The organism is Capillimicrobium parvum, assembly GCF_021172045.1.
Classification (GTDB): Bacteria; Actinomycetota; Thermoleophilia; order Solirubrobacterales; family Solirubrobacteraceae; genus Capillimicrobium; species Capillimicrobium parvum.
Map to the genome: position 1 here is coordinate 3,109,712 of NZ_CP087164.1, position 24,845 is coordinate 3,134,556.

Here is a 24,845-nt window from a genome sequence, read left to right on the forward strand (position 1 = left end):
GCCGCGCGCCCGACGGCGATGCAGCGCGTGCTGATCGCGATGCAGCTGGAACGGCCGGCGCTATCGCCGCCATGCGATGCGAGCGGTCGCCCCACCGGAGCGCCCGCGGTCCGACACGGCGAGTCTCACGCGTAAACTCCCCCGCCGACGTCTTCGCGCCATGCCTGCTGACAGCCCGAACGCCGCGGTCACCGGTGCTCCCGACGCGCCCGTGGAGCAGTGGTCCGAGCAGGCGCAGAGGGGGCCGGCGCTCGTCGCCCCCTCCCGGAGCCCACGGCCATGACGGTGCAGCGCGCCGATGACGACCGCCTGACCGAGGAGACGCTGCGCCTCGCCCTCGAGGGCACGCAGACGGGCAGCTGGATCTGGGACGTCGAGACCGACGTGATCTCGTGGTCGGCCAACCTCGGCCCGCTGCACGGCATGGCGCGTGGCGCCGCCCCGAGCACCTTCGAGCAGTGGCTGGCGTGCGTGCACCCGGAAGACCGCGACGAGGTGGCCGCGCTCGTCAGCGCCGCGCTGGAGGGCGCCGACAGCTACGCATGCGAGTTCCGCCTGGCGGGCGGCGAGGGCGGCACCGAGCGCTGGCTGCACTCGCGCGCCCACGTGATGCGCGACGGGCCGGGCGTTCCCGCCCGCGCGATCGTCGGGCTCACCACGGACGTCACCGCCCGCCATCGCCGCGAGGAGGCGATGGAGGTGCTCGCCGACGCGGGGCTGGCCCTGGCCGCCACGCGCACGCCCGAGGCGAACCTGCAGCGGATCGCCGACCTCGTCGTGCCGCGCCTGGCCGACTGGTGCGCGGCCCACCTCCTCGACGCGGAGGGCCGTCCGACACGGGTCGCCATCGCGCATCCCGGCCCCGACCGCGTCGCGTGGGCGAGCACGCTCGAGCACCGGTCGGACACCGCCAGGGTCGGACCCGCGGAGGTGCTGCGCACCGGCCGGTCCGAGCTGTACCGGGAGATCACCGAGCAGCTGCTCGACACGGCCGCCGCAGGCGACGACGAACACCGCGAGCTCCTGCGCAGCCTCGGCCTGCGCTCGGCGATGGTCGTCCCGATCAGCGCCCACGAACGGACGCTCGGCACGCTGACCTTCCTGTACGCCGAGTCCAACCGCCGATACGACGAGGACGACCTCGCGGTCGGCGAGGAGCTCGGCCGCCGGGCGGGGCTGGCGATCGAGAACGCCACGCTCCAGCGCGCCCAGCAGCAGGCCAACCGCCGCCTGCGCGACCTGCAGTCGGTCGCCGACGTGGCGCTCACCCACCTCGAGCTCGAGGCGATGCTCGACGAGCTTCTCCGGCGCCTCGCGGCGGTCCTCGACTCCGACGTCGCCAAGGTCCTGCTGTTCGACGAGCGGCGCCGGGTCCTGCGCGTCCGCGCGGCGATCGGCCTCGCCGGCGACGTCGTCGACGCACTCGAGGTGCCGGCCGGCGCCGGCGTCGCCGGGCGCCTGGCCGTCGCCGGACGGCCGCTGATCCTCTCGGACCTCGGCGGCGAGGATGTCGTGCTCGAGGACCTGCGCGAGCCGGGCCGCGCGCTGGCCGGCGTGCCGCTGCGCGTGGACGGCGAGGTCACCGGCGTGCTCATCGTCTCCAGCCGGGAGCATCCGTACGACCAGGACGACCTGCAGCTGCTCGAGCTCGTCGCCGACCGCGTGAGCCTGGCGATCCGCCAGGCCGAGCTCTACGAGGCGGCCCGGGACGCGGCGCTCTCCCTGCAGCGCAGCCTGCTGCCCGACGTCCCGCCCGTCCTGGCCGGCCTGCAGGTCGCCGCACGCTACCTCCCCGGTCACGACGGCGACGAGGTCGGCGGCGACTGGTACGACCTCTTCGCGCTGCCCGACGGACGCGTGGCGATCGTCGTCGGCGACATCGTCGGCCGTGGGCTGTACGCCGCTGCGCGGATGGGGCGCGTGCGCACCGCGCTGCGCGCATACGCGCACGACTCGGCCTCCCCCGCCGATGCGGTCGGGCGGCTCGACCGGCTGGTCGCGGCGGACGACATCGCCGAGTTCGCCACGCTGCTCGTGATCTTCCTGGACCCGCAGACCGGCGCGGCCCGCGCGTGCAGCGCCGGACACCCGCCGCCGCTGCTCGTCGCCGCCGAGGATGCCGAGACGGTGGCGGTGGCCGCCGGCCCGCCCATCGGGATCGGGACGGCCGCGCGCCGGGAGACCGCACTGACCGTGCCGGCCGGCGCGACGCTCGTCGCCTACACGGACGGCCTGGTCGAGCGCCGGACGCTGCCGCTCGACGCCGGGATCGAGCGCGTCCGCGAGGCCGCGGCCGGCGGGCAGGCGGGAGAGAGCGCCGAACAGCTCGTCGAGCGCGTCGTCGCGGAGATCATCGGCGTGGGCGGCACGGACGACGACGTGGCGGTCGTGGCGGTGCGCCGGCTCGGCCCCCAGCTTCAGCGGACGTTCGCCGCGGAGCCGTCCGCCGTGGCGGAGGCGCGCCACGAGGTGACCTCGTTCGCCCACGCCCACGGGTTCGCGCAGAAGATGCTCGGGGACCTCGCCCTCGCGGTCAGCGAGGCGTGCACGAACGTCGTGGTGCACGCGTACCGCGACCACCCGGTCCCCGGCCCGATGCACGTCGCCGCGCGCATGCAGGATGGCGCGCTCGAGGTGACCGTGGCGGACGAGGGCGGCGGCGTGCGTCCGCGCGGGGACAGCCCCGGCGTGGGGCTCGGCCTGCAGATCATGGCCCGCACCGCCGAGTCCTGCGAGGTGCGCGACGCGCCGGGCGGCGGCGCCTCCCTGGTCCTGCGCTTCGCCGATCCCGTCGCGCGGGTGCGGGAGGGCCGGCGGCTGTGAGCGCGCCGCCCTTCTCCGGGCCGCAGGAGCGGGCGCCCGGCCACGCCCACGCCCACGACGACGGCGGCGGGGGCGGCCACGGCCACGGCGGCGGCGGCCACAGCCACGGCGGCGGCCACAGCCACGGCGGCGGCGGCCACAGCCACGGAGTCAGCGCCGACGCGGACACCGGCAAGCTGACGATCGCGCTCGCGCTGATCGTGAGCTTCATGCTCGTCGAGGTCGTCATCGGCATCGTCGCGTCCTCGCTGGCCCTGTTGTCGGACGCGGCGCACATGCTCACCGACGCCGGAGCGATCGCCTTGTCGATCGTGGCGCTCCGCCTCGCCCGCCGCCCGGCGCGCGGCGCGATGACGTTCGGCCTCAAGCGGGCGGAGATCCTCAGCGCCCAGGCGAACGGGGTGACGCTGCTCGTCCTCGCGCTCGTCATCCTCGTCGAGGCCGTCCGGCGCCTCGTCTCGCCGCCGGACGTCGAGGGCGGCCTCGTGCTCGCCGTCGCCCTCGCCGGGATCGTCGTGAACGTCGCCGCGACGATGGTCCTGGCGCGCGCCAACCGCCAGAGCCTGAACGTCGAGGGCGCCTTCCAGCACGTGCTGACCGACCTGTACGCGTTCATCGGCACGGCGATCGCGGGCGCCGTGATCCTGCTGACCGGCTTCGTGCGGGCGGACGCGCTCGCGTCGATCCTCGTCGCCGCCCTGATGCTGCGCTCGGCCTACGGGCTCCTGCGCGCCTCGGGGCGGGTCTTCCTGGAGGCGGCGCCGGAGGGCGTGGACCCCGAGGAGCTCGGCAACGCGATGGCCGGCCTCGGCGGCGTCGTCGAGGTCCACGACCTCCACGTCTGGGAGGTCACCTCGGGCTTCCCCGCGCTGTCCGCGCACGTCGTGGTGGGCGCCGACACCGACTGCCACGACAAGCGGCGCGAGCTCGAGACGCTCCTGCACGACCGGTACGGCATCGACCACACGACGCTGCAGGTCGACCACGAGGGCGGCGAGCTCCTCCGCCTCGAGGTCGCCGACGGCCTCGACCCCGGCGGTCCCCCGCGCTGACCGGACGACGCCGTCGGATGTTCGGCGGCGTACAAATGGGGTACCCAGGGGCAGGATGAGCGCGACCCACTATTCGGCGGCCCTCACCCCGGCCGGCCGCATCCCGACCCGATTCTCCGTGCGCCGGCTCGGTGAGCGACTGGCCGTCGTGAGCGCCGGCGAGTGGCTGGACGAGGAACACGCGCGCGCCTTCGCCCGCTGCGTCCTGCGCACCACGCAGGAGGGCATCCGCGAGCTGGTGATCGACCTCTCCGAGGTGCGCCACCACGCCTGGCCCGCGATCTACGCGCTGTGCGAGCTCGAGGCGCGGCTGTCGGAGGCGTGCTGCGAGCCCGTCGCCGCCGCCGCCAGCGCGCTGCTGACCCACGACCTGCGCGCCGTCGGCCTCGACCAGACGTGGGAGCTGGCGCCGACGGTCGACGAAGCGCTGGGCGAGATGCTGGCCCGCCCCTGCTGAGCGTCACCCGCGGCGCCCCAGCACCTCGGCGGAGATCACCCCCAGCTCCTGCGCCAGCGTCAGGAACGCGCGCGCGTAGGGTGAGCCGTCGGTCGCGCCCTCGAGTGCCGCCCAGTCGACCTGCTCCCGCAGGGCGCGCGCCATCTGCAGCACGCCGGTGAAGTCGAGGTGGTGGTCGTTGAACGACAGGAGCTTGGCGGTGAAGACGTCCTCCAGCCGCAGCACCGGCATGTCGATCGCGGCGACGGGCATGACCTCGGCGCGCTCGAGGGCCGTCGGCACGTCCACGCCGGTCAGATGGAAGATGAGGTCGACGAGCACCTCGCCGTCCCAGACCTTCAGCAGCCAGTCCTCCGGCGGCTGCTCGGGCCGCATGCCCGCCGCGATGAGCGCCGCCTGAGCGCGCGCCGCGTCGTCGGGCGCGACGATGAAGTCGAGGTCGTTGCACGTCTCGGGGCCGCCGCGGGCCCACGCGGCCACGCTGCCGCCCAGCGCGTAGCGGACGCCGGCGTCGCGCAGGACCGCCGCGCAGCGGCGCATGGTCTCGCGGATGGCGTCGAAGCCGGGCTGCACGACCGGTGGTTACCCGCGAGCCCCGCGGGTACACCGTCGGCCATCGAGGCCTCAGCCGGAGCCCTGCGCGTCGCCGCCGCCGGCGACATCCACGTCCGCGAAGCGCAGCACGTCACCGTCTGCGCCGCCTTCGCCTCCCTGCGCGGCGAGGCCGACCTCCTGCTCCTCGCCGGCGACCTGACCACGCACGGCGAGCCGGACCAGGTCGCGGTGCTCGCCGATGCGTGCCGCGACCTCGGCATGCCGGTCTACGCCGTGCTGGGCAACCACGACTGGCACGCCGACCGGGTCGACGAGCTGCGGCCCATCCTCGACGACGGCGGGATCACGCTGCTCGAGCGCGACTGGGCGGTCTGCGAGCTCGGCGGCATCGAGGTCGGCGTGGTGGGCACCAAGGGCTTCGTGGGCGGCTTTCCCGGCTCGCACCTCCCGGACTTCGGCGAGCCGCTCCTGCGCCGCGTCTACGACGAGACGAGCGCCGAGGTCGAGGCGCTCGACGCCGGCCTGCGCGCCGTCGCCCACTGCCCCCTGCGCTTCGTCGTCCTGCACTACGCGCCGATCGGCGCGACGCTCGTCGGCGAGCCCGAGGGCATCTGGACGTTCCTCGGCACCGACCGGCTGGCCGCGCCGATCGCCCAGCACGAGCCGACCCTCGTGGTCCACGGCCACGCGCACGCGGGGACCTTCGAGGGCGCGATCGGCGGGACGCCGGTGCACAACGTCTCCGTGCCTGTCATGGGCCGCGACTTCTGGACGTTCGAGGTGCCCTACCCGGTGCATCCGGCGTCGCCCGTGCACTGATGGCCGAGATGGCCCCCGACCACGCGCTGCTGTCCGTCCGCGTCCAGCCGCGGGCGAAGCGCTCCGAGGTCGTCGGCGAGCGCGACGGCGCGGTGGTGATCCGGGTCGCCGCCCCGCCGGTCGACGGCAAGGCGAACGCGGCGCTGTGCCGGTTCGTCGCCGAGGCCGCCGGCGTCCCCCGGCGGGCCGTCACCGTCGTGCGCGGCGAGGGCGCGCGCGACAAGCTGCTGCGGATCGACGGTCTCACGGAGGCGGACGTCCGGCGGGCGCTGCTCGGATAGCCGGGCGGCCCCGCTCAGCCGCCGGCGGTGAACAGCGTTTCACCGCACCGCGCCCGGGTAGCGACTCGCCATGCGCGCCAACGACCTCGACCCGGGGCGCCTGCGCCGCCTGGCCGGACTCAAGGCGCCGGAGGGCGCCACCGTGCTGAGCCTCTACGTCGATCTGGACCCCATGACGTTCGGCACGCCGCCGGCACGGCGATCGGAGATCAGCTCGCTCACCGACGAGCTCGGGCGCCGTCTCCGCGACGCGGACCTGCCCCATGACGCGAGGGTCGCCGCGCGAAGCGACCTGGAGCGCGCTCGGACGGCGCTGAACGACACCGTCGCCGGCGCCGACGGCGCACGGGGCCTCGCGCTGTTCGTCTGTGGGCCCGCCGACCTCTTCGAGCTCGTGCGCCTTCCCCGTCCCGTCGACATGCGTGCGGTCGCCGACGACTCGCCCTGGATCGAGCCGCTCGTGCGCATCGGCCGCACCGAGGCGCTGGCCGTCGCCCTGGTCGACCGCCGCAACCTGCGCCTCCTGTACGGCGGCCGCGACAGCCTCGAGCAGATCGCCGACGAGGACCGCCTGCTGGGCCGCACGCCCGAGGAGGGCGGCACGCAGGCGCCGGCGCACAACCGGCCGACGCACAACGAGGCGCTCGAGCACTTCAAGCGCCTCGGCCACCTGCTCCTCGGCCTCCAGAAGCGCCGCGGCTTCGACTGCCTCCTGATCGCCGCCCCCGAGGAGCTGCGCAACGAGATCTTCGACCAGCTGCACCCGTACGTGCGCGAGCGTCTGGCCGGCTGGCTGGACGTCCCGGTCGACTACGCGTCGATCGCCGACGTCAGCCGCGCTGCGGCCGAGGCGCTCGACGCCCAGCGCACACGGCGCGAGGACGAGACGCTCGACCGCTTGCGCGAGCGCCTGGGCCGGGGCGAGCGCGCCGCAGGCGGCCTGGGCGACGTGCTGGCCGCCCTCAACGAGCGCCGCGTCGAGACGCTGCTCTACGACGCCGGACTGCAGGCGCCCGGCACGATCTGCCCGGCGTGCGGGTTCCTCGGCGTCGACCAGACGGCCTGTCCGGTGGACGGCACCGCCACGGAGCGGCGCGCGAACGTCATCGAGAACGCGGCCGAGACCGCGCTCCTGCAGTCGGCCGACGTGCTGGCCCTCGAGGACCGCCCGGACCTCGGCCCGCACGGCGCGATCGCCGCGCTGCTGCGGTTCTGACGGGGCGCTCAGTCCGCCACGAGCGGCACGAAGCGCACGCCCTCGCACGCCCGGCGCGTGATCGTCTCGCCACGCCGCCGGGCGAGGATCAGCCGGTCGTCGACGGGGACGACGAGCCGTCCGCCGTCGGCGAGCTGCTCCTCGAGCGCGGGCGGCACGCACCCCGTGGCCCCGGCGGCGACGTTGATCGCGTCGTAGGGCGCGGCGGCCGGATGGCCGAGCGTGCCGTCGCCGATGAGCAGCGTGACGTTCTCGACCCCGGCGGCGGCGAGGTTGCGGCCGGCGCGCCGTGAGAGCTGGGCATGGCGCTCGATGGACCAGACGTGGCTCGCGAGGCGGGCGAGCACCGCGGCATGCCAGCCGGAGCCGGTGCCCACGTCGAGGACGCGCTCGGTGCCCGTCAGCGCCAACAGCTCGCACATGCGCGCGACGACGTACGGCTGGGAGATCGTCTGGCCGGCGCCGATGGCCAGGGGCTCGTTGACGTAGGCGCGCCGCCCGGCGTCGGGAGGCGTGAAGAGCTCGCGGGGCACGCTGGCCATCGCGGCGAGGACGTCGCGGCCGACGCCCCGTCGGCGCAGCTCCTCGTAGAGGGCCTGCTCGGCGCGGTCCATCGCCGCGAGAGTACTCCCGGTCAGCGCGGGGACATGAACGCCAGGGCCGTCCCGAGGCCCGCGGCGCGGCGGACGGTCGCGATGCGGCGGCCGGGCTGGACGGCCGTGCGGGGAGCGCCGGCCAGGTCGCCCAGCCGCGCGCAGGTGGCGTCGAGGTCGGTCGTTACGGCCACCAGGCCCCAGAACGCCGCGGGCCCGTCTCCGTCGGGCTCGCGCGGGCCGGCGACCTCGAGGACGGCGTCGCCGAGCAGGAAGAACCCCTGGCGCGCGGTCGGGCCGGCCTCGCGGACGCGGCGCAGTTCGAGCCCGGCGGCCTGCAACGCGCCGCACGTGCGGTCGAAGTCGGGGGTCGCGACGACGACGTGGTCGAGCCCCACCGCGCCGTTGGGGTGCGCCGGCGCCGGCGCCGGCGCCGGCGGGTCGTCGCCGGCCACGCGCGTCGCCAGACCGTCGATCGACCCGCCCGCCGTCGCCGGGATGCCGCGCAAGGACCAGGCGGTGATGCCGGAGCCGCCCGCCCCGAGCGCCAGCCGGATCGTCCCCACGCGGCAGCCGCCGTCGGGCTGCACGGCGAACCCGAGCGCCGCCCAGCGCTGCGGAGGGTCGGCGATCTCCAGCTCGGCGAGCGCCGGGCGCTGCGCTATCGGGCGACCACCTTGAACGACCCGCGCATGAACGGATGCACGCGGCAGAAGTACGTGTACGTGCCGGGCTTGAGGTTGCTCGGCGTCTTCCAGCTCTTGCGGTTCGCCGCGGCGGTCATGACCGCCGGCCCGAAGCCGAGCTCCCCGGAGTCGAAGTCGACGCGCCCGTCCGCCAGCGGGTAGGCGATGCCGGTCTCGCCGCTGCACGGCTGCTTGCAGGCGGTGATCGTGTGGTAGATCGTCGCGTCGGAGTCCTGGTTGACGAACGTCAGCCGCCTGCCCTGGCGGACCACCGGCGGCCGGCCCGCCCTGCCGGTCATGTTCAGGTCGCCCTGGGCGTAGATGAAGTCCTTGATGTCGACGCGGCCGCCACCGCCGCGCACGCCCATGAGCGTCCGCGCGTCGGGCAGGCCGGACTGGCCGCCGCCGTGGTTGTCGTTCTCGGCGAGGTGGCCGTGGTTGAGCACGCCCTTCGTGTCGAGCTGGCCGGAGAACGGATCGATGCCGGTCGTGTCGCCCTCGGAGTAGGCGACCGGCATGATCGCCATCGACTCGTACCAGGAGGCCTTCGAGACGTCGTACGTCCCGGTGACGCTGATCACGTCCCCCTTGTGCAGCTGGACCTTCCAGTCCGGCGGCGTGTTCGTCATGGCGACGTCCCACGACACGGCGCCGGCCGGCTCGAAGTAGTGCGCCTCGGAGCGGAACAGCCGCACGCGCTGCCCGTTGCGCGTCAGGTACAGATCCGTGTGCAGCCCACCGGGATGCAGATGGCCGGCCGTCGCGACGAGCGTGCCGTCGTTGGGGACGTTCCACTCGTGCGCGAAGCCGATCTTCTTGCGCTCGGCGCCCTTGGCCATGTCGGGGAACGTGTACTGACCCTTGTGGCCCAGCCGCCGCAGCGCATCGAAGATCGGGTAGGCCTTGACCCCCGCGGCGTCCATCCACTGCGTGCGCACGGTCTTCATCCCCTGCGCCGTCGCCTCGGTCGCCGGCAGGAAGTCGATCTCGTACGTGAGGTAGACCTTGTCCGGGTTCGGCGTGAGGTTGTGGATCATGTAGTTCAACAGCCACTTCTGGTCGAGGTCGTACCAGTAGCCGTAGCCCTGCGGCAGGAAGACGTTCGTCTTCTCCTCGCCCGCCGCCCACGTCGGCAGGCCGTCCACGAGCCACACGCCGTGATGGAGGTGGATCACGTCGACGCCGGGGACCTTGCCGTTGAGGTAGGTGAGGTTGGGGCGGAACGCCGTGATGTAGCCCGGCACCTTCGGCTTGAGGTCGTTCGGGTGGATCTCGATGGTGTTCTGGCCGGGCGCGATGTCGATCGGCCCGAACTTGTAGGTCAGGTGCTGCAGGCCGGGGTAGTCGACCGGCTGCGCGTACTGCGCCGCCCCCGCGGACGCCGGCAGCAGGGCGGCGGCGAACAGGATCAGGGCAGGCAGAAGCAGTCGGCGCATCATGGTTGCTGCAGTCTGCCTGAAATCATCTCGTCGCGCGGCACCAGCGCCTCCTCGAGCGTCGCGGCCATCGCCCCCGCGATCGCCGGCCACGAGTAGTGGGCGCGCGCGTCCTCGAGCGCATTGCGCCCGCGGCGGCGCCGCTCGTCGCCGTCGTCGACCGCCTGGACCATCGCGGCGGCCAGTCCCGCCTCGTCGTCGGGCTCCACCAGCCACCCCGTCTCGCCGTCGCGGATGATCAGCGACGGGCCGAACCGATCGACCGCGATCGGCGGCAGCCCGCACGCCATCGCCTCGACGATCACCTGGCCGAACTGCTCGCGCACGGAGGCGAGCACCAGCGCGTCGCTCGCATGCAGCAGCGCCGCGAGCTCGTTGTGCTCGTGCCAGCCGGCCAGGAAGACGTCCGGGACGCCGAGGCGCCGGATGGTGTCGAACGGATGCTCGCCCTCCCACTCGCCCGCGTGGCCGCCCACGACGACGAGCGGCGCGCGCGTGGCGAACCGCTCACGGGCGCGGGCGTACGCCGCGATCATGAGGCCCACCCGCTTGACCTCGGTGAACCGGCCGACGTAGAGCAGCGTCGGCCCCTCGGCGAACGCGGCGAGGTCCTCCTCGGCGTACGCGACGCTGCCCGCCCCCCGCCCCGGCCGCCAGCCGCGGGGCTCGGCGACGAGGCACCGGCGCCACAGCGCGACGCGGTCGACCGGCTCCTCGGCGGGCGCGAACGCGGCCGGGTCGTAGCCGTTGGGCATCACCGTGCAGCGGTCGGGGTCGATGCCGAGCGCCGTGACCGCGCGCTGCACCTGCGTGGACGACAGGAGGATCAGCCGCGCGCAGGACTGCGCCCACCCGCGCAGCCTGCGGGCCCACGCCTCGGCGTGCGTCCAGCCCGCCGGGGCGCCGGCGGCGATCCGCTCGAGCATGAGCAGCTCGGTGCCGTGGAGATGGCCGACCACCGGCACGCCGGGCGCCACGCGCTGCGCCGCGGCGTTGACGGGCGTCAGGTGCGACAGGTGCAGCACGTCGGCCGTGGCCGCCCCCGCCTCCTCGAGGGCGGCGGCCCAGGCATCGACCTGGCGCTCGTACTGCGCGTCGTCGAGCGCCGCGAAGATGCGGTCCGGTGCCCCGAGGCGATCCTCGTAGGAGGGGTGCATCGGCGCGGCGCCCGCGGGCGGGTCCATGGGGTCGGGCGCGGCGAGCGCCGTTGTGAAGTCCACCTCGTGCAGGTCGAAGCCGGCATAGAACGCGCGGGCGTCGCCCTGGTGGCCGTCGTGGCGCGAGCCCGAGACGATCGTCACGTCCCACCCGTGGGCGGGCAGCTCACGCGCGAGCGAGCGCAGCACGTAGGCCGAGCCGCCGCGGGGAAAGAAGATCGACGCAGACACGACCCGGGGCACCGGCCCATCCTAGGTGGACGGGGCGGCGCCCCCGCGCCGGCTCGCGCGGTCAGTGGCGGTTGTTGCGCCGCGCGCGGCGCGCGGCCTGCGCCCGCGCCCGGTCCTTCTTGCGCTGCACCCCGGAGCGGCGGTGGTGGTCCAGCCCGTCGGGATGGTCGGGGTCCGCCACGGGCGCGCGCCGGCGGGCGTCGCGCGCGATGAGCACCCCAATCCCGATCAGCAGCAGGATGCCGATGGCGACGAGGGCGATCTCCTGCAGGTTGCTCATGGGTCGCCCGCAGTATCGGCCAACAGCGCGCGCAGCGCCAGCGCGTTGCGGGGGGCGAAGGCGTTCCAGTCGTTGTTGAAGTAGGCGAAGACCGTGGCGATCGCCCGCATCTCGTCGACCCGCGCCGCCCATTCGCGGATCTCGCGCTCGGAGTAGTTGCCGCCGCGTCCGCGCGCGCCGTAGTGGAAGCGGATGAGCGTCCATCCGGCGGTGAGCGGCGCGGCCGGCAGCGGGCGCCGGGCGTCGTGGCCGATCACGGCGGCGACGCCGTGGCGGCGCAGCAGGTCCCAGACCTCGTCGCAGAACCAGCTCGCGTGGCGCAGCTCGAGCGCGTGCCGGCCCGGCGGCAGCTCGGCCAGCGCGCCCGCGAGCCGGTCGTCGTCGCGCCTGAAGCGCTCGGGCAGCTGCCACAGCCACGGCCCCATCCGGCCGGCGGCGGCGAGCGGCTCGACGCGCTCCGCGAGGCGCCGGCTCGAGTCCGCGACCGTCGTCAGGCGCTTCATGTGCGTGGCGAAGCGGCTCACCTTCACGGTGAAGCAGAACTCGGGCGTCGTCTGAGCCACCCAGCGCGCCACCGCGTCGACCTTCGGCAGCCGGTAGAAGGTGTTGTTGAGCTCGACCGTGTCGAACACCGACGCGTAGTGCTCCAGCCACCGGCGCTGCGGGCAGCCGGCGGGATAGAACGCGCCCCGCCAGTCGGCGTACTGCCAGCCGGAGCAGCCGATGCGGGCCGGCTTCAGCGGCGTCCCCGCCTCCCGAAGGCCAGAGCCATCGCGAGGTTGCCCGCCCCGGCGCCCCAGAGGACGGCGCGCGCGCCGCGCCGCGCGATGGACGGCGACGCCGACGCCCACACGACGTCGGTGGCGATCTCGGTCGCACGCAGCCACGCCAGCGCCCACCAGTCGCGCGGCGCGCCGCGCGCGGCGGCGACCGCGTGGGCCGCCGCGAACGTCAGCCAGATCGGCCCGCAGCGGCGGAACAGCGCGCGGGCGTCGGGCGACGGCTCGGCGTGACCCAGGGCCCGCAGCGTCGCGTCCGGCGCGACCAGCGCGCCGGTGCCGAGAGCGAGGTCGAAGGCCGCCATCGTGCGGTTCACGGCCTCCACGGTGCCGTCGAAGGTCATGGCGGACCGGACCCTAGTCGAGCCGCCGCGGGGACCACCCAATGGTGCATCTACACTGCGCGCACCATGGCGAAGCAGCGACAGGTCCGCATCGAGCAGCGCAGCGCGCTGGCCGCGATGCAGCAGCTCGAGACGCGGTCCGACGACGAGCTTCTCGCGGAGACGAAGTACCGCGCGGCGGCCCAGGCCATCCTGGGCGCCCGCGCCGCCGAGCGCTACGACGCCAAGGCGTCGCGCGAGCACTTCCGCAAGGCGATCGCGGCCGCCCGGCCGCAGGAGCGCATGCAGCTGCGGCGCATGGCCGACGCCTCGCTGGCCCTGGCCGAGCGCCGCGCCGGCGACCTCAAGGACGCGGTCGAGCGCCTGGGCCAGGCGCCGCCGTCCAGCCGCCAGCTCCTCATGCTGCGGTTCATGGGCCTGGTCGCCCCGCCGCCCGGCGCGTCGATCTTCCTGCGCCTGCGCGGCATCGCCCTCGTCATCGGGATCATCGTCGCGCTGATGGCGATCGGCTTCGGCATCGTCGAGCTCATCGCGCTGCCGTTCGGGGGCATCTCGATCGGCGGAGCCGTCCTCCTCGGGCTGCTGCTCGTCGTGGCGGTGCTCGGCGGCCTGGCGCTGTTCGGCCGCCGGCGCCAGAACAAGGCGAAGGCGGCGAGAGCCGCCGGATAGCCCGGGGCGGCCCGTCCGCCCCGGCGCGTCCTACCCCTCGCTCAGCGTCGCCTTCTCGATCACGACGGGCCGCTGCGGCGCGTCCGTCGCGTCCGTGGGCACCGCCTCGATCCGGTCGGCCGCGTTCATGCCGTCGCCGACGACCCTGCCGATCACCGCGTAGTCCGGCGGCAGCTGCGCGTCCTCCGCCGTGACGATGAAGAACTGGCTGCCCGACGTGCCCGCGGGCTCCATCTCGCTCTTGGCCATCGCTACGACTCCGCGCGTGTAGCGCGTGCCGGCCGGCGGCTTCTCGGTCACCGAATAGCCCGGGCCGCCCGTGCCGTCGCCCGCGGGGTCGCCGCCCTGGACCACGAAGCCGGGGACGACGCGGTGGAAGCTCAGGCCGTCGAAGAAGCCGTCGCGGGCGAGCTGGGCGAACGAGGCGGCCGTCTTCGGCTGCGCGCGCTGGTCGAGCAGGATCCGGATCTCGCCGCAGTTGGTCAGCAGCGTCACCGTGTGGCGGGCGCCGCGCTTCAGACGCGTCGTGGGGGCCTGCTCCTCGACCTGCTTGGGGGCGGCGGCGGGCACGTCCCGGCATGCGGCGCCCGCCGGCGCGGTCGCGGTGCCGCCGGGGCTCTGCGCGATCGCGGCGGACGTGCCGGCCGATGTCGATCCGGAGTCGCCGCCGCAACCGGCGGCGGCGAAGGCGAGGCTGAGCAGGACGGCGAGGGCAGGCAGGAATCGGGGCATCGGCGGGCGAGGATAGACGGCGCGCCCGCGCCCTACGCCGCCAGCCGCGCCGGCCGCGCGGCGGCCCGGCGCGGGTTCGGAACGAGAAGGCAGACGGCCAGCGCGGCGAGCGCCGCCACCCCGCTGATCGCGAAGGCGATCGTGTAGCCGCTCTCGGCCACGTGCCCGCTCGCCAGCGCATGCGACGCCAGCAGCGACGCGGTGATCTGCCCGCCCACCGCGCCGCCGATGTTGCGCGTGATGGTGTTGATCCCGGTCGCCACCCCCGTCTGCGTCGGCTCCACGGAGTTCACCACGAGGTTCGCCATGGCCGCCAGCGCCAGCGAGATCCCGACGCCGAGCAGCCCGCCGCCGAACGCGATCGTCCACAGCTCGCCGTGGGCGAAGGTCAGCACCGCGAACGCTGCCGCCGCGAACATCGCGCCCAGGGCGAGCGGCAGGCGCGATCCGAAGCGGCTGCCCAGCCAGCCCGCGAGCGGCCCGACGACGAGCATCATGAGCGAGCTCGGCAGGAGCACCAGGCCCGCGCCGGTCGCGCTCAGCCCGAACCCGTATCCGGTCGACTCGGGCGCCTCGACGAGCTGCGGGATGAGGATGAACGACCCGAACATGGCGAAGCCGATGGCGAAGGCCGCCACGTTCGGGCTCCAGACCGCCCGCTGCGCCATGATCGCCATGTCGACGAGCGGCTGCGCAATCCGGGTCTCGTAGATGATGAAGACGGCGAGCAGGACGAGCCCGCCGACGATCAGCCCGAGGACGCCGCCCGACGTCCAGCCCCAGTCCGGACCCTGCGACACGCCGAGCAGCACCGCGATCAGCGAGAACGACAGCAGCGCGCCGCCGCCCCAGTCGATCCTCGCCGGTGCACGCACCGGCGACTCCGGCACCCAGCGCCACGTCGCCAGCGCCGCGGCGGCCGTCACGCCCAGCGAGACCCAGAACAGCGAGGCGACCGACAGGTGGTCGACCATGACCCCGGCGAGGACCAGCCCGAACCCGCCGCCGATGCCGAAGACGGCGCTGATGATCCCGATCGACGTCGCGACGCGCTCGGGCGGGAACTCGTCGCGGATGATCCCGTAGGACAAGGGGAACACCGCTCCGCCCGCGCCCTGGATGACGCGGCCCGCGATCAGCAGCCCGAGCGAGCTCGTGCCCAGCGCGCACACGATCGAGCCCAGGCCGAAGAGGACGAGCGTGACGAGCAGCAGCCGCTCCTTGCCGAACATGTCGCCCAGGCGCCCGATGATCGGCGGCGCCACGCTGGCGACGAGCAGGAACGCCGTCAGCAGCCACGAGACGGCGGCCTCCGACGTCCCGGTCTCGGCCTGGATGGCGGGCAGCGCGGGCAGGATCATCGTCTGCGCGAGGGAGTAGGCGATCGCTCCCGCGACGAGCGAGAGCAGCGTCCGCGTCGGGCTCTGGCGCTCGGGCGGCATCGTTGAGAGACTAAAACATCAGGCAGATAAGGACCTGCTTGCCCGGGCCCCCCGCTAGCGTCCCCGCGGTCATGTCGCGGCTCATCTGGCTCATCGTCAATCCGCACTCCGGCGGCGGGCGCGGGATGCGCCGGCTCCCGGACGCCGAGCGGGCCCTGACGGCGCTCGGGCTGGAGCACCGGACGCACTGCACGACGAGTCTGGAGCACGGGCGCGAGCTCGCGCAGGAGGGCGCCGACGAGGGGGCGCTCGTCGTCACGCTGTCGGGCGACGGGCTCATCGGCGCCGTCGCCGCGGTCCTCGCCGATCGGGACGACGCACTGCTCGGCATCCTCCCCGGCGGGCGCGGCAACGACCTCGCACGGACGCTCGGCATCCCGCTCGACGACGTCGCGGCCGCCTGCGCGGTGCTGCGCGACGGCGTCGCGCGGCCGCTCGACCTCGGCCGCGTCGGCGACCGCTCGTTCGTCGGCATCGCCTCGCTCGGCTTCGACTCCGACGCCAACCGCATCGCCAACGAGGCGCCGTCCTGGCTCGGCCGGGGCGTCTACGCGTACGGCGCGCTGCGCGCCCTCGCGGCGTGGCACCCAGCCCGCTTCGACCTCGAGATCGACGGCGCGCCGCCGCGATCGGTCACCGGCTACAGCGTCGGGACGGCGAACAACTCGGCCTACGGCGGGGGCATGTACGCGGCGCCGCATGCGAAGCTCGACGACGGGCTGCTCGACGTCGTCGCGGTGCGCTCGATGCCGAAGCGCCGGTTCCTCACGCAGCTGCTGCCGCGGGTCTTCAAGGGCACGCACGTCGAGCTGCCGGAGGTGGAGGAGGCGCGCGCCCGCTCGGTCCGCATCAGCGCCGACCGCCCGTTCGTCGTCTACGCCGACGGCGACCCGATCGGCGCGACGCCCGTCGTCATCTCCGTGCGACCGCACGCGCTGCGCGTCATGGCGCCGGCCGCATGAAGGCGGTGCTCGCTCGGACCGTGGGAGCGCTCTCGCGACGGACCGGCCGCGGCGGCACGTCTCTGCCCGGCAAGCTCCTGCTGCGCATGGAGCCCAGGGCGATCGCCCGGCTCGCGGCCGCGATCCCCCGCGGCAGCGCGGCGATCTCGGCCACCAATGGCAAGACGACGACCGCGGCGATGGCCGCCTCGATCCTCGAGCGCGACGGCACGCGCCTCGTCTCCAACCGCACCGGCGCGAACATGGCCGGCGGCGTCGCCACGGCGCTGCTCGACGCGCGGGGGCAGGGCGATCTCGGCCTGTTCGAGGTCGACGAGTTCTGGCTGGGCTCGGTGGCCGAGCAGCTGCGCCCGCGGGTGCTGCTGCTGGCCAACCTGTTCCGCGACCAGCTCGACCGCTACGGCGAGCTCGAGACCATCGCCGACCGCTGGCACGAGGTGGTCGCCACGGCGGCGCCGCGCGGCACCCGCATGGTGCTCAACGCCGACGACCCGCTCGTCGCCGACCTCGGCCGGGACCTGGACGACGTCCTGTACTTCGGCGTCGAGGACCGGAGCCTGGCCCTGCCGGGGCTCCAGCACGCGGCGGACTCCAAGCACTGCCGGCGCTGCGGCGCGCCGTACGTCTACGACGCCGTACTGCTCGGCCACCTCGGCCATTACCACTGCCCCACCGGCGACGCGGCCCGCCCGCGGCCCGCGGTCGCCGCGCGGGACGTGGAACTGGAGGGCGTGCGCGCCGCCGCGTTCACGCTCGTCACCGACGCGGGCGAGCGGCGCGTGCGCCTGCCGCTGCCCGGGCTCTACAACGTCTACAACGCCCTGGGTGCCGCCGCGCTGGCCCAGGCGCTCGGCGCCTCGCTCGACGACGTCGTCGCCGGCCTGGAGGCGGTCGCCCCCGCCTTCGGGCGCGCCGAGACGATCGCGCTCGGCGACCGTGAGCTCACCCTGCTGCTCATCAAGAACCCGGCCGGCGCCAACGAGGTCCTGCGCACGCTGCTGCTCGAGCCGGGCGAGCACGACGTCTTCGCGGTCCTCAACGACAACATCGCCGACGGCCGGGACATCTCCTGGGTGTGGGACGCCGACTTCGAGCTGCTGGCCGGCCGCATCCGCCGCTTCACGTGCTCGGGCACCCGCGCCGCCGAGCTCGCGGTGCGGCTGAAGTACGCCGGGGTCGGCGCCGACCGGATCGTCGTCGAGCCCGACCTCGAGCGCGGACTCGACCGCGCGCGCGCCGACGGCGCCGGGCGCCTGTTCGCCCTGCCCACGTACACGGCGATGCTCGCGCTGCGCGACCTGCTCGCCCAGCGCGGGGCCGCCCGCAGCTCCTGGGCGGCCCCGTCGTGACGGCGGCCGGCGTCATCTGGCACGACGTCGAGTGCGGCGCCTACGCCGCCGACCTCCCCCTGTGGCGCGAGCTCGCCGCGGCGGCCGGCGGGCCGATCCTCGACGTGGGCGCGGGCACCGGCCGCGTCACCCTCGACCTCGCGCGCCGCGGTCACGACGTCGTCGCGCTCGACCGCGACCCCGATCTCGTCGCCGCCCTGCGCGAGCGGGCCGCCCGCGAGGGCCTCCAGGTCGACGCCGTCCACGCCGACGCGCGCGCCTTCGACCTCGGCCGGCAGGTCGCCCAGGTGATCGTCCCGATGCAGACGATGCAGCTCCTGGGCGGCAGCGCCGGCCGCGTCGAGTTCCTGCGCTGCGCAGCGGCCCACCTGCGCCCGGGCGGGCTGCTGGCCGCGGCGCTCGCCGACGCCCTGGAGGGCGGCGTCGAGGGCGCCCGCGCCGAGAACCCGCTCCCCGACATCCGCGAGATCGACGGCATCGTCTACGCCAGCACCCCGGTCGGCGTGTACCGGGCACGCGGCGGGATCGTCATCGAGCGACGGCGCGAGACGATCGACGGCGCGGGGCAGGTCACCTCCGGACACGACGCGATCCTGCTCGACGACGTCGAGGTGCCGACCGTCGAGCAGGAGGCGGCACCGCTCGGCCTGCGGGCGCTGCCGGCACGCGCGGTCGCCCCGACGGACGACTACGTCGGCTCCGAGGTGGTGGTCCTGTGCCGAAGCTGAGGGTCTGCGCGTTGTACCCCGACCTGATGAACATCTACGCCGACCGCGGCAACCTGCTCATGCTCGAGCGCCGGTGCGCCTGGCGGGGGATCGGCTTCGAGCTGCAGGCCGCCGGCTTCGGCGACCGAATCGACCCCGACGCGCACGACCTCTTCTACATGGGCGGCGGGCAGGACCGCGACCAGGAGCTGTGCGCGGCGGACCTCGTCGCGACCAAGCGCGAGGGCCTCGAGGCGGCGGCCGCGGCGGGGCGCGTGATCATGGGCGTCTGCGGCGGCTTTCAGCTGCTCGGCCACGCCTACGCCCTCGGCGACCGCGACATCCCGGGGCTCGGGCTCGTCGACGTGCGTACCGTGCGTTCGGCCGACCCTCGGCTCATCGGCAACGTCGCGATCGAGGTCGCCCTTGACGGGCCGGGCGGCCCGCGGCAGGTGCTCGCCGGCTTCGAGAACCACGCCGGCCGCACGCACCTCGGGCCCGGCGAGGAGCCGCTCGGCCGCGTGCTGACGGGCCACGGCAATACGGGCGAATCGGGCTTCGAGGGCGTGCGCCGGGGTAACGTCGTCGGCACGTACCTGCACGGCCCGCTGCTACCGAAGAACGCCTGGTTCGCCGACTGGCTCATCCGCACGGCGACCGGCGCTGATGCGCTCGAGCCGCTCGACGACTCCCTCGAGGACGCCGCCCACGAGCTCGCGCGGCGCGTCGCCGGAGCCTGAGCGCCTCGATCGACGCGGCTCGTCGCCGCCATCTGACAGCCTTTGTCGGGCGAGGAAGCCGGGTACGCCTCCATCGCCCATCGGGATCCCCCTCTCTTGACCGACCCCGCCACCCTCGAGTTCCGCGACGTCAGCAAGCGCTACGGCGACGGACCTCCCGTCATCCACGACCTCAGCTTCGAGGTCGGCGCGGGCGAGATCTGCGTGCTCGTCGGCCCGTCCGGCTGTGGCAAGACGACCGCCATGCGCATGGTCAACCGCATGGTCGAGATCACCTCCGGCGACATCCTCATCGGCGGGCGCAGCGTGCGCCAGCGGAACGCCGCCCGCCTGCGGCGCGACATCGGCTACGTCATCCAGCAGGTCGGCCTGTTCCCCCACCAGACGATCGCCGGCAACATCGCAGCCGTCCCCAAGCTCCTCGGCTGGGACCGCCACCGGATCGCCGCGCGGGTCGACGAGCTGCTCGTGCTCGTCGGCCTCGATCCGGAGGACATGCGCGACCGCTACCCGGCCCAGCTGTCCGGCGGCCAGCGCCAACGCGTCGGCGTCGCCCGCGCGCTCGCGGTCGACCCGCCACTGATGCTGATGGACGAGCCGTTCGGCGCGATCGATCCCATCAACCGGGAGCGCCTGCAGAACGAGTTCCTGCGCCTGCAGGCCCAGCTGGAGCGCACCGTCGTGTTCGTCACCCACGACATCGACGAGGCGATCAAGATGGGCGACCGCATCGCGATCATGAAGACCGGCGGCATCCTCGCCCAGTACGCGTCGCCGGCCGAGCTGCTCAGCCAGCCCGCCGACGAGTTCGTCGAGGACTTCGTCGGCGCGGACCGGGCCCTGAAGCGCCTGTCCCTGCTGCGCGTGCGCGACGTGAACCTGTGGCACCCGCCGCTCGTGCGCGAGGGCGAGCCGACGGCCGCGGCGCGCGAGCGCGCGGCCCGCTCGGAGGTGCCGTTCCCGCTGCTCATCGACGCCGACGGGCGCCCGCTCGGCTGGCTGTCGGAGCGCGACCTGAGCCGCGAGACCGTGCAGGCCCCCGCCGACTCGATGGCGGACCCGGTCATCGACCGTGACGACGTGCTGCGCGATGCGCTCGCGGAGCTGCTGCAGGCCGGCACGCAGTACGCGCCGGTCGTCGACCCCCGCGGCGCGGTCGTCGGCGTGCTGTCCGTCGCGCTCGTCAGCCACCTGCTGACCTCCGGCGACCTGACCGAGGAGCCGCCCACCCAGCGGGCGACGGTGCGGTGATGCTCGCCCAGCTCGAGATCCACCAGCGCGCCGGCAACGACAGCTGCGTCGCGAGCAACGGCTTCTGCCCGAGCTGGATCGCGCACAACATCGACCGCTACCTCCATCCGTTCTGGCAGCACGTGTACCTGTCGGTCATCGCCGTCGTGCTCGGCTTCGTCATCGCGTTCGCGCTCGCCGTGCTGGCCCACAACAGGCACTGGCTCGTCGGCCCGATCATCGGCGTCACCGGCGTCCTCTACACGCTGCCGTCGATCGCCGTGTTCTTCCTGCTGCAGCCGATCACCGGCCGCGGCGCGTTCACCGCCCTCATCGCGCTGACCGCATACACGCTGCTGATCCTGTTTCGCAACATCGTCACCGGCTTCGACAACGTGCCGGCCGAGACGGTCGACGCCGCGCGCGGCCTCGGCTTCACCGACCGCCAGGTGCTCTGGCGCGTCGAGGTGCCGCTCGCGATGCCGGAGATCATCGCCGGGCTGCGGATCGCCTCGACCACGACGGTCGGGCTGGCCACGCTTGCGTTCTTCGCGGGCGCCGGCGGGCTGGGCGGCGAGATCTTCGCGGACATCACGTTCAAGTCGAACGTCGTCGTGGCGGGGGCGCTGTGCCTGCTGCTGGCGATCATGTTCGACGTCGTCCTGCTGACCGCGCAGCGCATCGCCCTGCCGTGGCAGCGGGCCCAGACGGCGGCTGGTCCGCGGCCGCGCCGGCTGTGGCGTGAGGCGCGGGTGATGGACTGATGAGCCAGTTCGGCGACGCGATCGACTTCATCCTGCACTCGCGGGAGGCGCGCAGCGGCGGCACGAACGTCGGCGGCGCGGAGCTGCTGCCGATGCTGTGGAAGCACCTGGAGCTGACCGGGGTGTCGGTCGGGATCGCGGTCGCGCTGGCGGTGCCCTTCGGGCTGTGGCTTGGCCACATCGGTCGCGGTGAGTTCCTGGCGACGTCGGTAGCGAACGTCGGCCGCGCCGTGCCCAGCCTGGCGCTCATCGCGTTCTTCGTCGCCTACATCGGCGTCGGCTTTCGCAACGTGACGCTCGCGCTCGTCCTGCTCGCCATCCCCCCGATCCTCACCAACACCTACGTCGGCGTGCGCCAGGTGGATCGCGACGCCGTCGACGCCGCCCGCGGCATGGGCATGACCGGTCCCCAGATCGTCCGCCGGGTGGAGCTGCCGCTTGCGCTGCCGCTCGTGTTCGGCGGCGTGCGGACGTCCGTCGTCAACGTCATCGCGACGGCGGCGATCGCGCCGCTGGCCGGGGTGGTGACGCTCGGCGACCCGATCATCGCGGGCGGCGTGTACGGCGAGGACGGGCGGCTTGGAGCGGCCATCCTCGTCGCCCTGCTGGCGGTCGCAGCCGAGGCGCTGTTCGCCGTGCTTCAGCGCGCGGTCACCCCGCGCGGCATCCGGATCTCCCAAACCCCGCAGGCGCGGTCGCACCGCGGCTTCGGGATCCCACGTCTCAGGAGGCAGACGTCCACATGAGAAAACTGACCCTTGCCCTGCTGGCCGTCCTCGCGCTCGCGCTCGTCGCGGTCGCGGCGGGCTGCGGCTCAGACGGCGGCGGCGGGACCGGCACGAGCACCGCGACGGGCGGCGCGACGGCCCCGCCGCAGACGACCGCCTCGTCGGGCAGCCAGATCGTGTCCAACCCGGACAACGCCAAGACGACGGTCACCGTCGGGTCGAAGAACTTCACCGAGCAGAAGGTGCTCGGCGAGGTCTACGCCCAGGCCCTGGCGGCGGCCGGCTACAAGGTGAACACCGAGCTCAACCTCGGCGACGAGAAGACGGCCCTCAAGGCGCTGAACGACGGCCAGATCGACGGCTACCCGGAGTACACGGGCACGGCGCTGCTGTCGTTCTTCAACGTGCCGACCGACAAGCTGCCCAAGGACCCGGCGGCCGCGTTCGACCAGGTCAAGGCCGACTTCGCCAAGGACGGCATCGCCGCGCTGCCGCCGACGCCGTTCACCTCGTCCAACGAGGTGGCGCTGACGCAGGAGAAGGCCAAGGCGCTCGGCGTCACGAACATCTCCGACCTCAAGGGCAAGGCGCAGAACCTCACGCTGTACGGCACGCCGGAGTGCCGCCAGCGCCTGGACTGCCTGCTCGGGCTGGAGAAGGTCTACGGGCTGAAGTTCAAGAAGTTCGTGCCCGTCGACCCCGCCCTGCGCCACGAGGTGCTCGAGAAGGGCCAGGCCGACGTGTCGATCGTCTTCACGACCGACCCGCAGAACAAGCGCGACAACCTCGTGCTGCTCAAGGACGACAAGGGCATGTTCCCGCCCTACAACTCGACGTTCCTCGTCAAGCAGTCGTTCCTCGACCAGGCGGGGCCGGACCTGCAGAAGACCGTCGAGCTCGTCAACAAGGATCTGACGGCGGCGAACATGCAGGAGCTCAACGCGCGCGTCGACCTCGACAAGAAGACGCCGGAGGAGGTCGCCAAGGAGTACCTGCAGGAATCGGGCTACGTCAAGTGACGGAGCAGCCGTCGGGGCGCGGACCGGCCGGTCAGCGCCCCGACGAGCCGAACCCGCCCGCGGCGCGGGCCGTCTCGTCGAGCTCGTCGACCTCCACCACGTCGGGCGTGGCGACCTCGACGAGCACGAGCTGGGCGATCCGGTCGCCGGGCTCGACGGCGAACGGCTCGGCGCGGTCGGTGTTCAGCAGCAGGACGCGCACCTCGCCGCGGTAGCCCTCGTCGATGAGGCCGGGGGCGTTGACGAGCGCGATGCCGTGGCGCACCGCGGCGCCGGAGCGTGGGAGGACGAGGCCGGCGTGGCCGGGCGGCAGGGCGATCGCGATGCCGGTCGCCACGAGCGCCCGCTCGCCCGGCTGCAGCGTCGCGGCCGCGACCGCATAGAGGTCGTAGCCGGCGTCGCCGCCGTGCGCGCGGGTCGGCAGGCGGGCGTCGTCGCGCAGCCGGCGGACCTGGAGGGTGCCGGGCTCGCTCACGCGCTGTAGGCGGCGAACCGCTCGGCCACCGTGGCCGGCACCTGCGCGCGCACCCGCACGCCCTCGGCGGTGTCCTCGCGCTCGAGGTCGCCGGCGATGTCGTGCAGCTCGGCGAGGCGTCCGCCCTCGGCGTAGGGCAGCAGCACGTCGATCTCGCGCAGCGTGCGCCGGAACTCTTCCTCGACGAGGTCACGCAGCTCGTCGAGGCCCTCCCCCGTGTGCGCGCTCACGAGGGCGGCGCCGGGATGGCGGAAGCCGAGCTCGCGACGGCGCTCCTCGTCGAGCAGGTCGGCCTTGTTGAGCACCAGCAGGCGCGGGCGCTCTCCGGCGCCGATCTCCTCCAGCACGTCGTCGACCGCCCGCAGCATCTCCTCGAGCTCCTCCTCCGGCGCGCTCGCATCCACGACGTGGAGCACGAGGTCGGCGAGGCGCGTCTCCTCCAGCGTGGCGCCGAAGGCGTCGACGAGCTGGTGGGGCAGCTTGCGGATGAAGCCGACGGTGTCCGTCAGCAGGTAGCGGCGGCCGCCGATCTCGAGCGACCGCGTGGTCGGGTCCAGCGTGTGGAACAGCCGGTCGCGGACGCCGACCTCGGCGCCCGTGAGCGCGTTGAGGAGCGTCGACTTGCCGGCGTTCGTGTACCCGGCGAGCGCGATCTCCGGGAGGTGCGCACGCTCGCGCTCGGCGCGCATGGTCGCCCGCGAGCCCTTCACGTCCGCGAGCTTGCGCTTGAGCGCGGCGATGCGGTCGCGGGCCAGGCGGCGGTCGGTCTCGATCTGCGACTCGCCCGGGCCTCGCGTGCCGATGCCGGCGCCGAGGCGCTCGAGGTGCGTCCACAGCCCGCGCATCCGCGCGAGGTTGTACTCGAGCTGCGCCAACTCGACCTGGAGCTTGCCCTCGGCCGTGTTCGCGTGGCCGGCGAAGATGTCGAGGATGACCGCGGTGCGGTCGACGACCGCGACGCCGAGCTCCTTCTCGAGGTTGCGCTCCTGGCGCGGGCTGAGCTCGTCGTCGGCGGCGACGACGTTCGCGTCGAGCTCCTTGATGCGCTGCTTGATCTCCTGGAGCTTGCCGGGGCCGACGTACGTGTTCGGATGGGGCGTCTCGCGGTGCTGGACCTCCTGGCCGACGACCGCGACGCCGGCGGTGCGCAGCAGCTCCTGCAGCTCGGACAGGTCGTCGCCCGCGGGCAGCGCGGCGATCATCACGGCACGCTGACGCGCGCGCCCGGTGGGGGCGCCGTTGGGCGAGTGCGTCTCGGTGGTCCGGCCGTGCCTGGCGCGCTGCATATCACTCAGTCTAGGTTCTCCTCGTGCCCACGG

27 protein-coding genes are annotated in these 24,845 nt (G+C 74.1%); 15 read left to right on the forward strand and 12 right to left on the reverse strand.

What is annotated here, in order from left to right; translation table 11 throughout:
* Positions 1-279: 279 nt before the first annotated feature.
* The 3 genes from DSM104329_RS15240 to DSM104329_RS15250 are packed head-to-tail and all read left to right on the forward strand — an operon-like array spanning position 280 to position 4,332.
* Positions 280-2,823, forward strand: coding sequence for a SpoIIE family protein phosphatase (locus DSM104329_RS15240; RefSeq protein ID WP_259310700.1), 2,544 nt, complete (start codon positions 280-282; stop codon positions 2,821-2,823).
* On the forward strand, positions 2,820-3,875 hold the full coding sequence (locus tag DSM104329_RS15245) for a cation diffusion facilitator family transporter (protein ID WP_259310701.1): 1,056 nt from the start codon (positions 2,820-2,822) through the stop codon (positions 3,873-3,875). The genes DSM104329_RS15240 and DSM104329_RS15245 overlap by 4 nt, the downstream gene beginning before the upstream one ends.
* A gap of 55 nt (positions 3,876-3,930) precedes the next feature.
* The gene (locus DSM104329_RS15250; protein WP_259310702.1) at positions 3,931-4,332 is read left to right on the forward strand and encodes an STAS domain-containing protein; all 402 of its coding nucleotides are present in this window, start codon (positions 3,931-3,933) and stop codon (positions 4,330-4,332) included.
* A 3-nt stretch (positions 4,333-4,335) separates the two neighbouring features.
* Here the strand turns inward: DSM104329_RS15250 and DSM104329_RS15255 are convergent, their stop codons facing one another.
* Positions 4,336-4,905, reverse strand: a complete 570-nt coding sequence (locus DSM104329_RS15255; protein WP_259310703.1) for a nucleotidyltransferase — start codon at positions 4,903-4,905, stop codon at positions 4,336-4,338.
* 87 nt (positions 4,906-4,992) lie between these two features.
* Here DSM104329_RS15255 and DSM104329_RS15260 point away from each other — a divergent pair, with 87 nt between their 5' ends.
* The 3 genes from DSM104329_RS15260 to DSM104329_RS15270 all read left to right on the forward strand — a co-directional run bounded on the left by DSM104329_RS15260 (position 4,993) and on the right by DSM104329_RS15270 (position 7,203).
* Complete coding sequence (locus tag DSM104329_RS15260; protein WP_259316220.1) at positions 4,993-5,706, forward strand: metallophosphoesterase family protein; 714 nt, start codon at positions 4,993-4,995, stop codon at positions 5,704-5,706.
* On the forward strand, positions 5,706-5,987 hold the full coding sequence (locus DSM104329_RS15265) for a DUF167 domain-containing protein (RefSeq protein WP_259310704.1): 282 nt from the start codon (positions 5,706-5,708) through the stop codon (positions 5,985-5,987). Before DSM104329_RS15260 ends, DSM104329_RS15265 begins: the two co-directional genes overlap by 1 nt.
* A gap of 70 nt (positions 5,988-6,057) precedes the next feature.
* Complete coding sequence (locus DSM104329_RS15270) at positions 6,058-7,203, forward strand: baeRF10 domain-containing protein (RefSeq protein ID WP_259310705.1); 1,146 nt, start codon at positions 6,058-6,060, stop codon at positions 7,201-7,203.
* Between the two features lie 8 nt (positions 7,204-7,211).
* Here the strand turns inward: DSM104329_RS15270 and DSM104329_RS15275 are convergent, their stop codons facing one another.
* The 7 genes from DSM104329_RS15275 to DSM104329_RS15305 form a co-directional block, all read right to left on the reverse strand.
* The gene (locus tag DSM104329_RS15275; RefSeq protein WP_259310706.1) at positions 7,212-7,817 is read right to left on the reverse strand and encodes a protein-L-isoaspartate(D-aspartate) O-methyltransferase; all 606 of its coding nucleotides are present in this window, start codon (positions 7,815-7,817) and stop codon (positions 7,212-7,214) included.
* Between the two features lie 20 nt (positions 7,818-7,837).
* Positions 7,838-8,386, reverse strand: coding sequence for a VOC family protein (locus DSM104329_RS15280; protein WP_259310707.1), 549 nt, complete (start codon positions 8,384-8,386; stop codon positions 7,838-7,840).
* Positions 8,387-8,457: 71 nt separating this feature from the next.
* Entirely contained in the window at positions 8,458-9,921 is a 1,464-nt protein-coding gene (locus tag DSM104329_RS15285; RefSeq protein ID WP_259310708.1) for a cupredoxin domain-containing protein, read from the reverse strand.
* Positions 9,918-11,318, reverse strand: coding sequence for a glycosyltransferase family 4 protein (locus DSM104329_RS15290; RefSeq protein ID WP_259310709.1), 1,401 nt, complete (start codon positions 11,316-11,318; stop codon positions 9,918-9,920). The genes DSM104329_RS15285 and DSM104329_RS15290 overlap by 4 nt, the downstream gene beginning before the upstream one ends.
* Before the next feature lie 49 nt (positions 11,319-11,367).
* Complete coding sequence (locus tag DSM104329_RS15295; RefSeq protein ID WP_259310710.1) at positions 11,368-11,586, reverse strand: hypothetical protein; 219 nt, start codon at positions 11,584-11,586, stop codon at positions 11,368-11,370.
* A complete protein-coding gene (locus DSM104329_RS15300; protein ID WP_407655921.1) occupies positions 11,583-12,326 on the reverse strand; it encodes a DUF72 domain-containing protein in 744 nt (247 codons plus the stop codon). The genes DSM104329_RS15295 and DSM104329_RS15300 overlap by 4 nt, the downstream gene beginning before the upstream one ends.
* The gene (locus DSM104329_RS15305) at positions 12,323-12,709 is read right to left on the reverse strand and encodes a hypothetical protein (RefSeq protein ID WP_259310712.1); all 387 of its coding nucleotides are present in this window, start codon (positions 12,707-12,709) and stop codon (positions 12,323-12,325) included. The genes DSM104329_RS15300 and DSM104329_RS15305 overlap by 4 nt, the downstream gene beginning before the upstream one ends.
* A gap of 66 nt (positions 12,710-12,775) precedes the next feature.
* Here DSM104329_RS15305 and DSM104329_RS15310 point away from each other — a divergent pair, with 66 nt between their 5' ends.
* The gene (locus DSM104329_RS15310) at positions 12,776-13,378 is read left to right on the forward strand and encodes a hypothetical protein (RefSeq protein WP_259310713.1); all 603 of its coding nucleotides are present in this window, start codon (positions 12,776-12,778) and stop codon (positions 13,376-13,378) included.
* A gap of 30 nt (positions 13,379-13,408) precedes the next feature.
* On the opposite strand, the gene DSM104329_RS15315 is transcribed toward DSM104329_RS15310, so the two are convergent.
* Together DSM104329_RS15315 and DSM104329_RS15320 are read right to left on the reverse strand one after the other, a co-directional pair.
* A complete protein-coding gene (locus DSM104329_RS15315) occupies positions 13,409-14,110 on the reverse strand; it encodes a peptidylprolyl isomerase (RefSeq protein WP_259310714.1) in 702 nt (233 codons plus the stop codon).
* A gap of 32 nt (positions 14,111-14,142) precedes the next feature.
* Entirely contained in the window at positions 14,143-15,552 is a 1,410-nt protein-coding gene (locus tag DSM104329_RS15320; RefSeq protein ID WP_259310715.1) for an MFS transporter, read from the reverse strand.
* Between the two features lie 71 nt (positions 15,553-15,623).
* On the opposite strand from DSM104329_RS15320, the gene DSM104329_RS15325 reads away from it, so the two are divergent.
* The 8 genes from DSM104329_RS15325 to DSM104329_RS15360 all read left to right on the forward strand — a co-directional run bounded on the left by DSM104329_RS15325 (position 15,624) and on the right by DSM104329_RS15360 (position 23,051).
* The gene (locus tag DSM104329_RS15325) at positions 15,624-16,514 is read left to right on the forward strand and encodes a diacylglycerol/lipid kinase family protein (RefSeq protein ID WP_259310716.1); all 891 of its coding nucleotides are present in this window, start codon (positions 15,624-15,626) and stop codon (positions 16,512-16,514) included.
* Complete coding sequence (locus DSM104329_RS15330) at positions 16,511-17,863, forward strand: Mur ligase family protein (protein ID WP_259310717.1); 1,353 nt, start codon at positions 16,511-16,513, stop codon at positions 17,861-17,863. The genes DSM104329_RS15325 and DSM104329_RS15330 overlap by 4 nt, the downstream gene beginning before the upstream one ends.
* A complete protein-coding gene (locus tag DSM104329_RS15335; RefSeq protein WP_259310718.1) occupies positions 17,860-18,591 on the forward strand; it encodes a class I SAM-dependent methyltransferase in 732 nt (243 codons plus the stop codon). Before DSM104329_RS15330 ends, DSM104329_RS15335 begins: the two co-directional genes overlap by 4 nt.
* Complete coding sequence (locus DSM104329_RS15340) at positions 18,579-19,310, forward strand: type 1 glutamine amidotransferase (RefSeq protein ID WP_259310719.1); 732 nt, start codon at positions 18,579-18,581, stop codon at positions 19,308-19,310. Before DSM104329_RS15335 ends, DSM104329_RS15340 begins: the two co-directional genes overlap by 13 nt.
* Positions 19,311-19,406: 96 nt before the next feature.
* The gene (locus tag DSM104329_RS15345) at positions 19,407-20,561 is read left to right on the forward strand and encodes an ABC transporter ATP-binding protein (RefSeq protein WP_259310720.1); all 1,155 of its coding nucleotides are present in this window, start codon (positions 19,407-19,409) and stop codon (positions 20,559-20,561) included.
* Positions 20,561-21,304 carry an ABC transporter permease gene (locus tag DSM104329_RS15350; protein ID WP_259310721.1) on the forward strand — a complete coding sequence of 248 codons (744 nt, stop codon included), beginning with the start codon at positions 20,561-20,563 and terminating at the stop codon, positions 21,302-21,304. Before DSM104329_RS15345 ends, DSM104329_RS15350 begins: the two co-directional genes overlap by 1 nt.
* Positions 21,304-22,050, forward strand: coding sequence for an ABC transporter permease (locus DSM104329_RS15355; protein WP_259310722.1), 747 nt, complete (start codon positions 21,304-21,306; stop codon positions 22,048-22,050). Before DSM104329_RS15350 ends, DSM104329_RS15355 begins: the two co-directional genes overlap by 1 nt.
* Complete coding sequence (locus tag DSM104329_RS15360) at positions 22,047-23,051, forward strand: glycine betaine ABC transporter substrate-binding protein (RefSeq protein WP_259310723.1); 1,005 nt, start codon at positions 22,047-22,049, stop codon at positions 23,049-23,051. Before DSM104329_RS15355 ends, DSM104329_RS15360 begins: the two co-directional genes overlap by 4 nt.
* Before the next feature lie 31 nt (positions 23,052-23,082).
* Here the strand turns inward: DSM104329_RS15360 and dut are convergent, their stop codons facing one another.
* Together dut and hflX are read right to left on the reverse strand one after the other, a co-directional pair.
* Entirely contained in the window at positions 23,083-23,526 is a 444-nt protein-coding gene (gene dut, locus DSM104329_RS15365; RefSeq protein ID WP_259310724.1) for a dUTP diphosphatase, read from the reverse strand.
* Positions 23,523-24,812: a GTPase HflX gene (gene hflX / locus DSM104329_RS15370; protein ID WP_259310725.1), complete on the reverse strand. Its 1,290-nt coding sequence runs from the start codon at positions 24,810-24,812 to the stop codon at positions 23,523-23,525. The genes dut and hflX overlap by 4 nt, the downstream gene beginning before the upstream one ends.
* Positions 24,813-24,845: the final 33 nt, after the last annotated feature.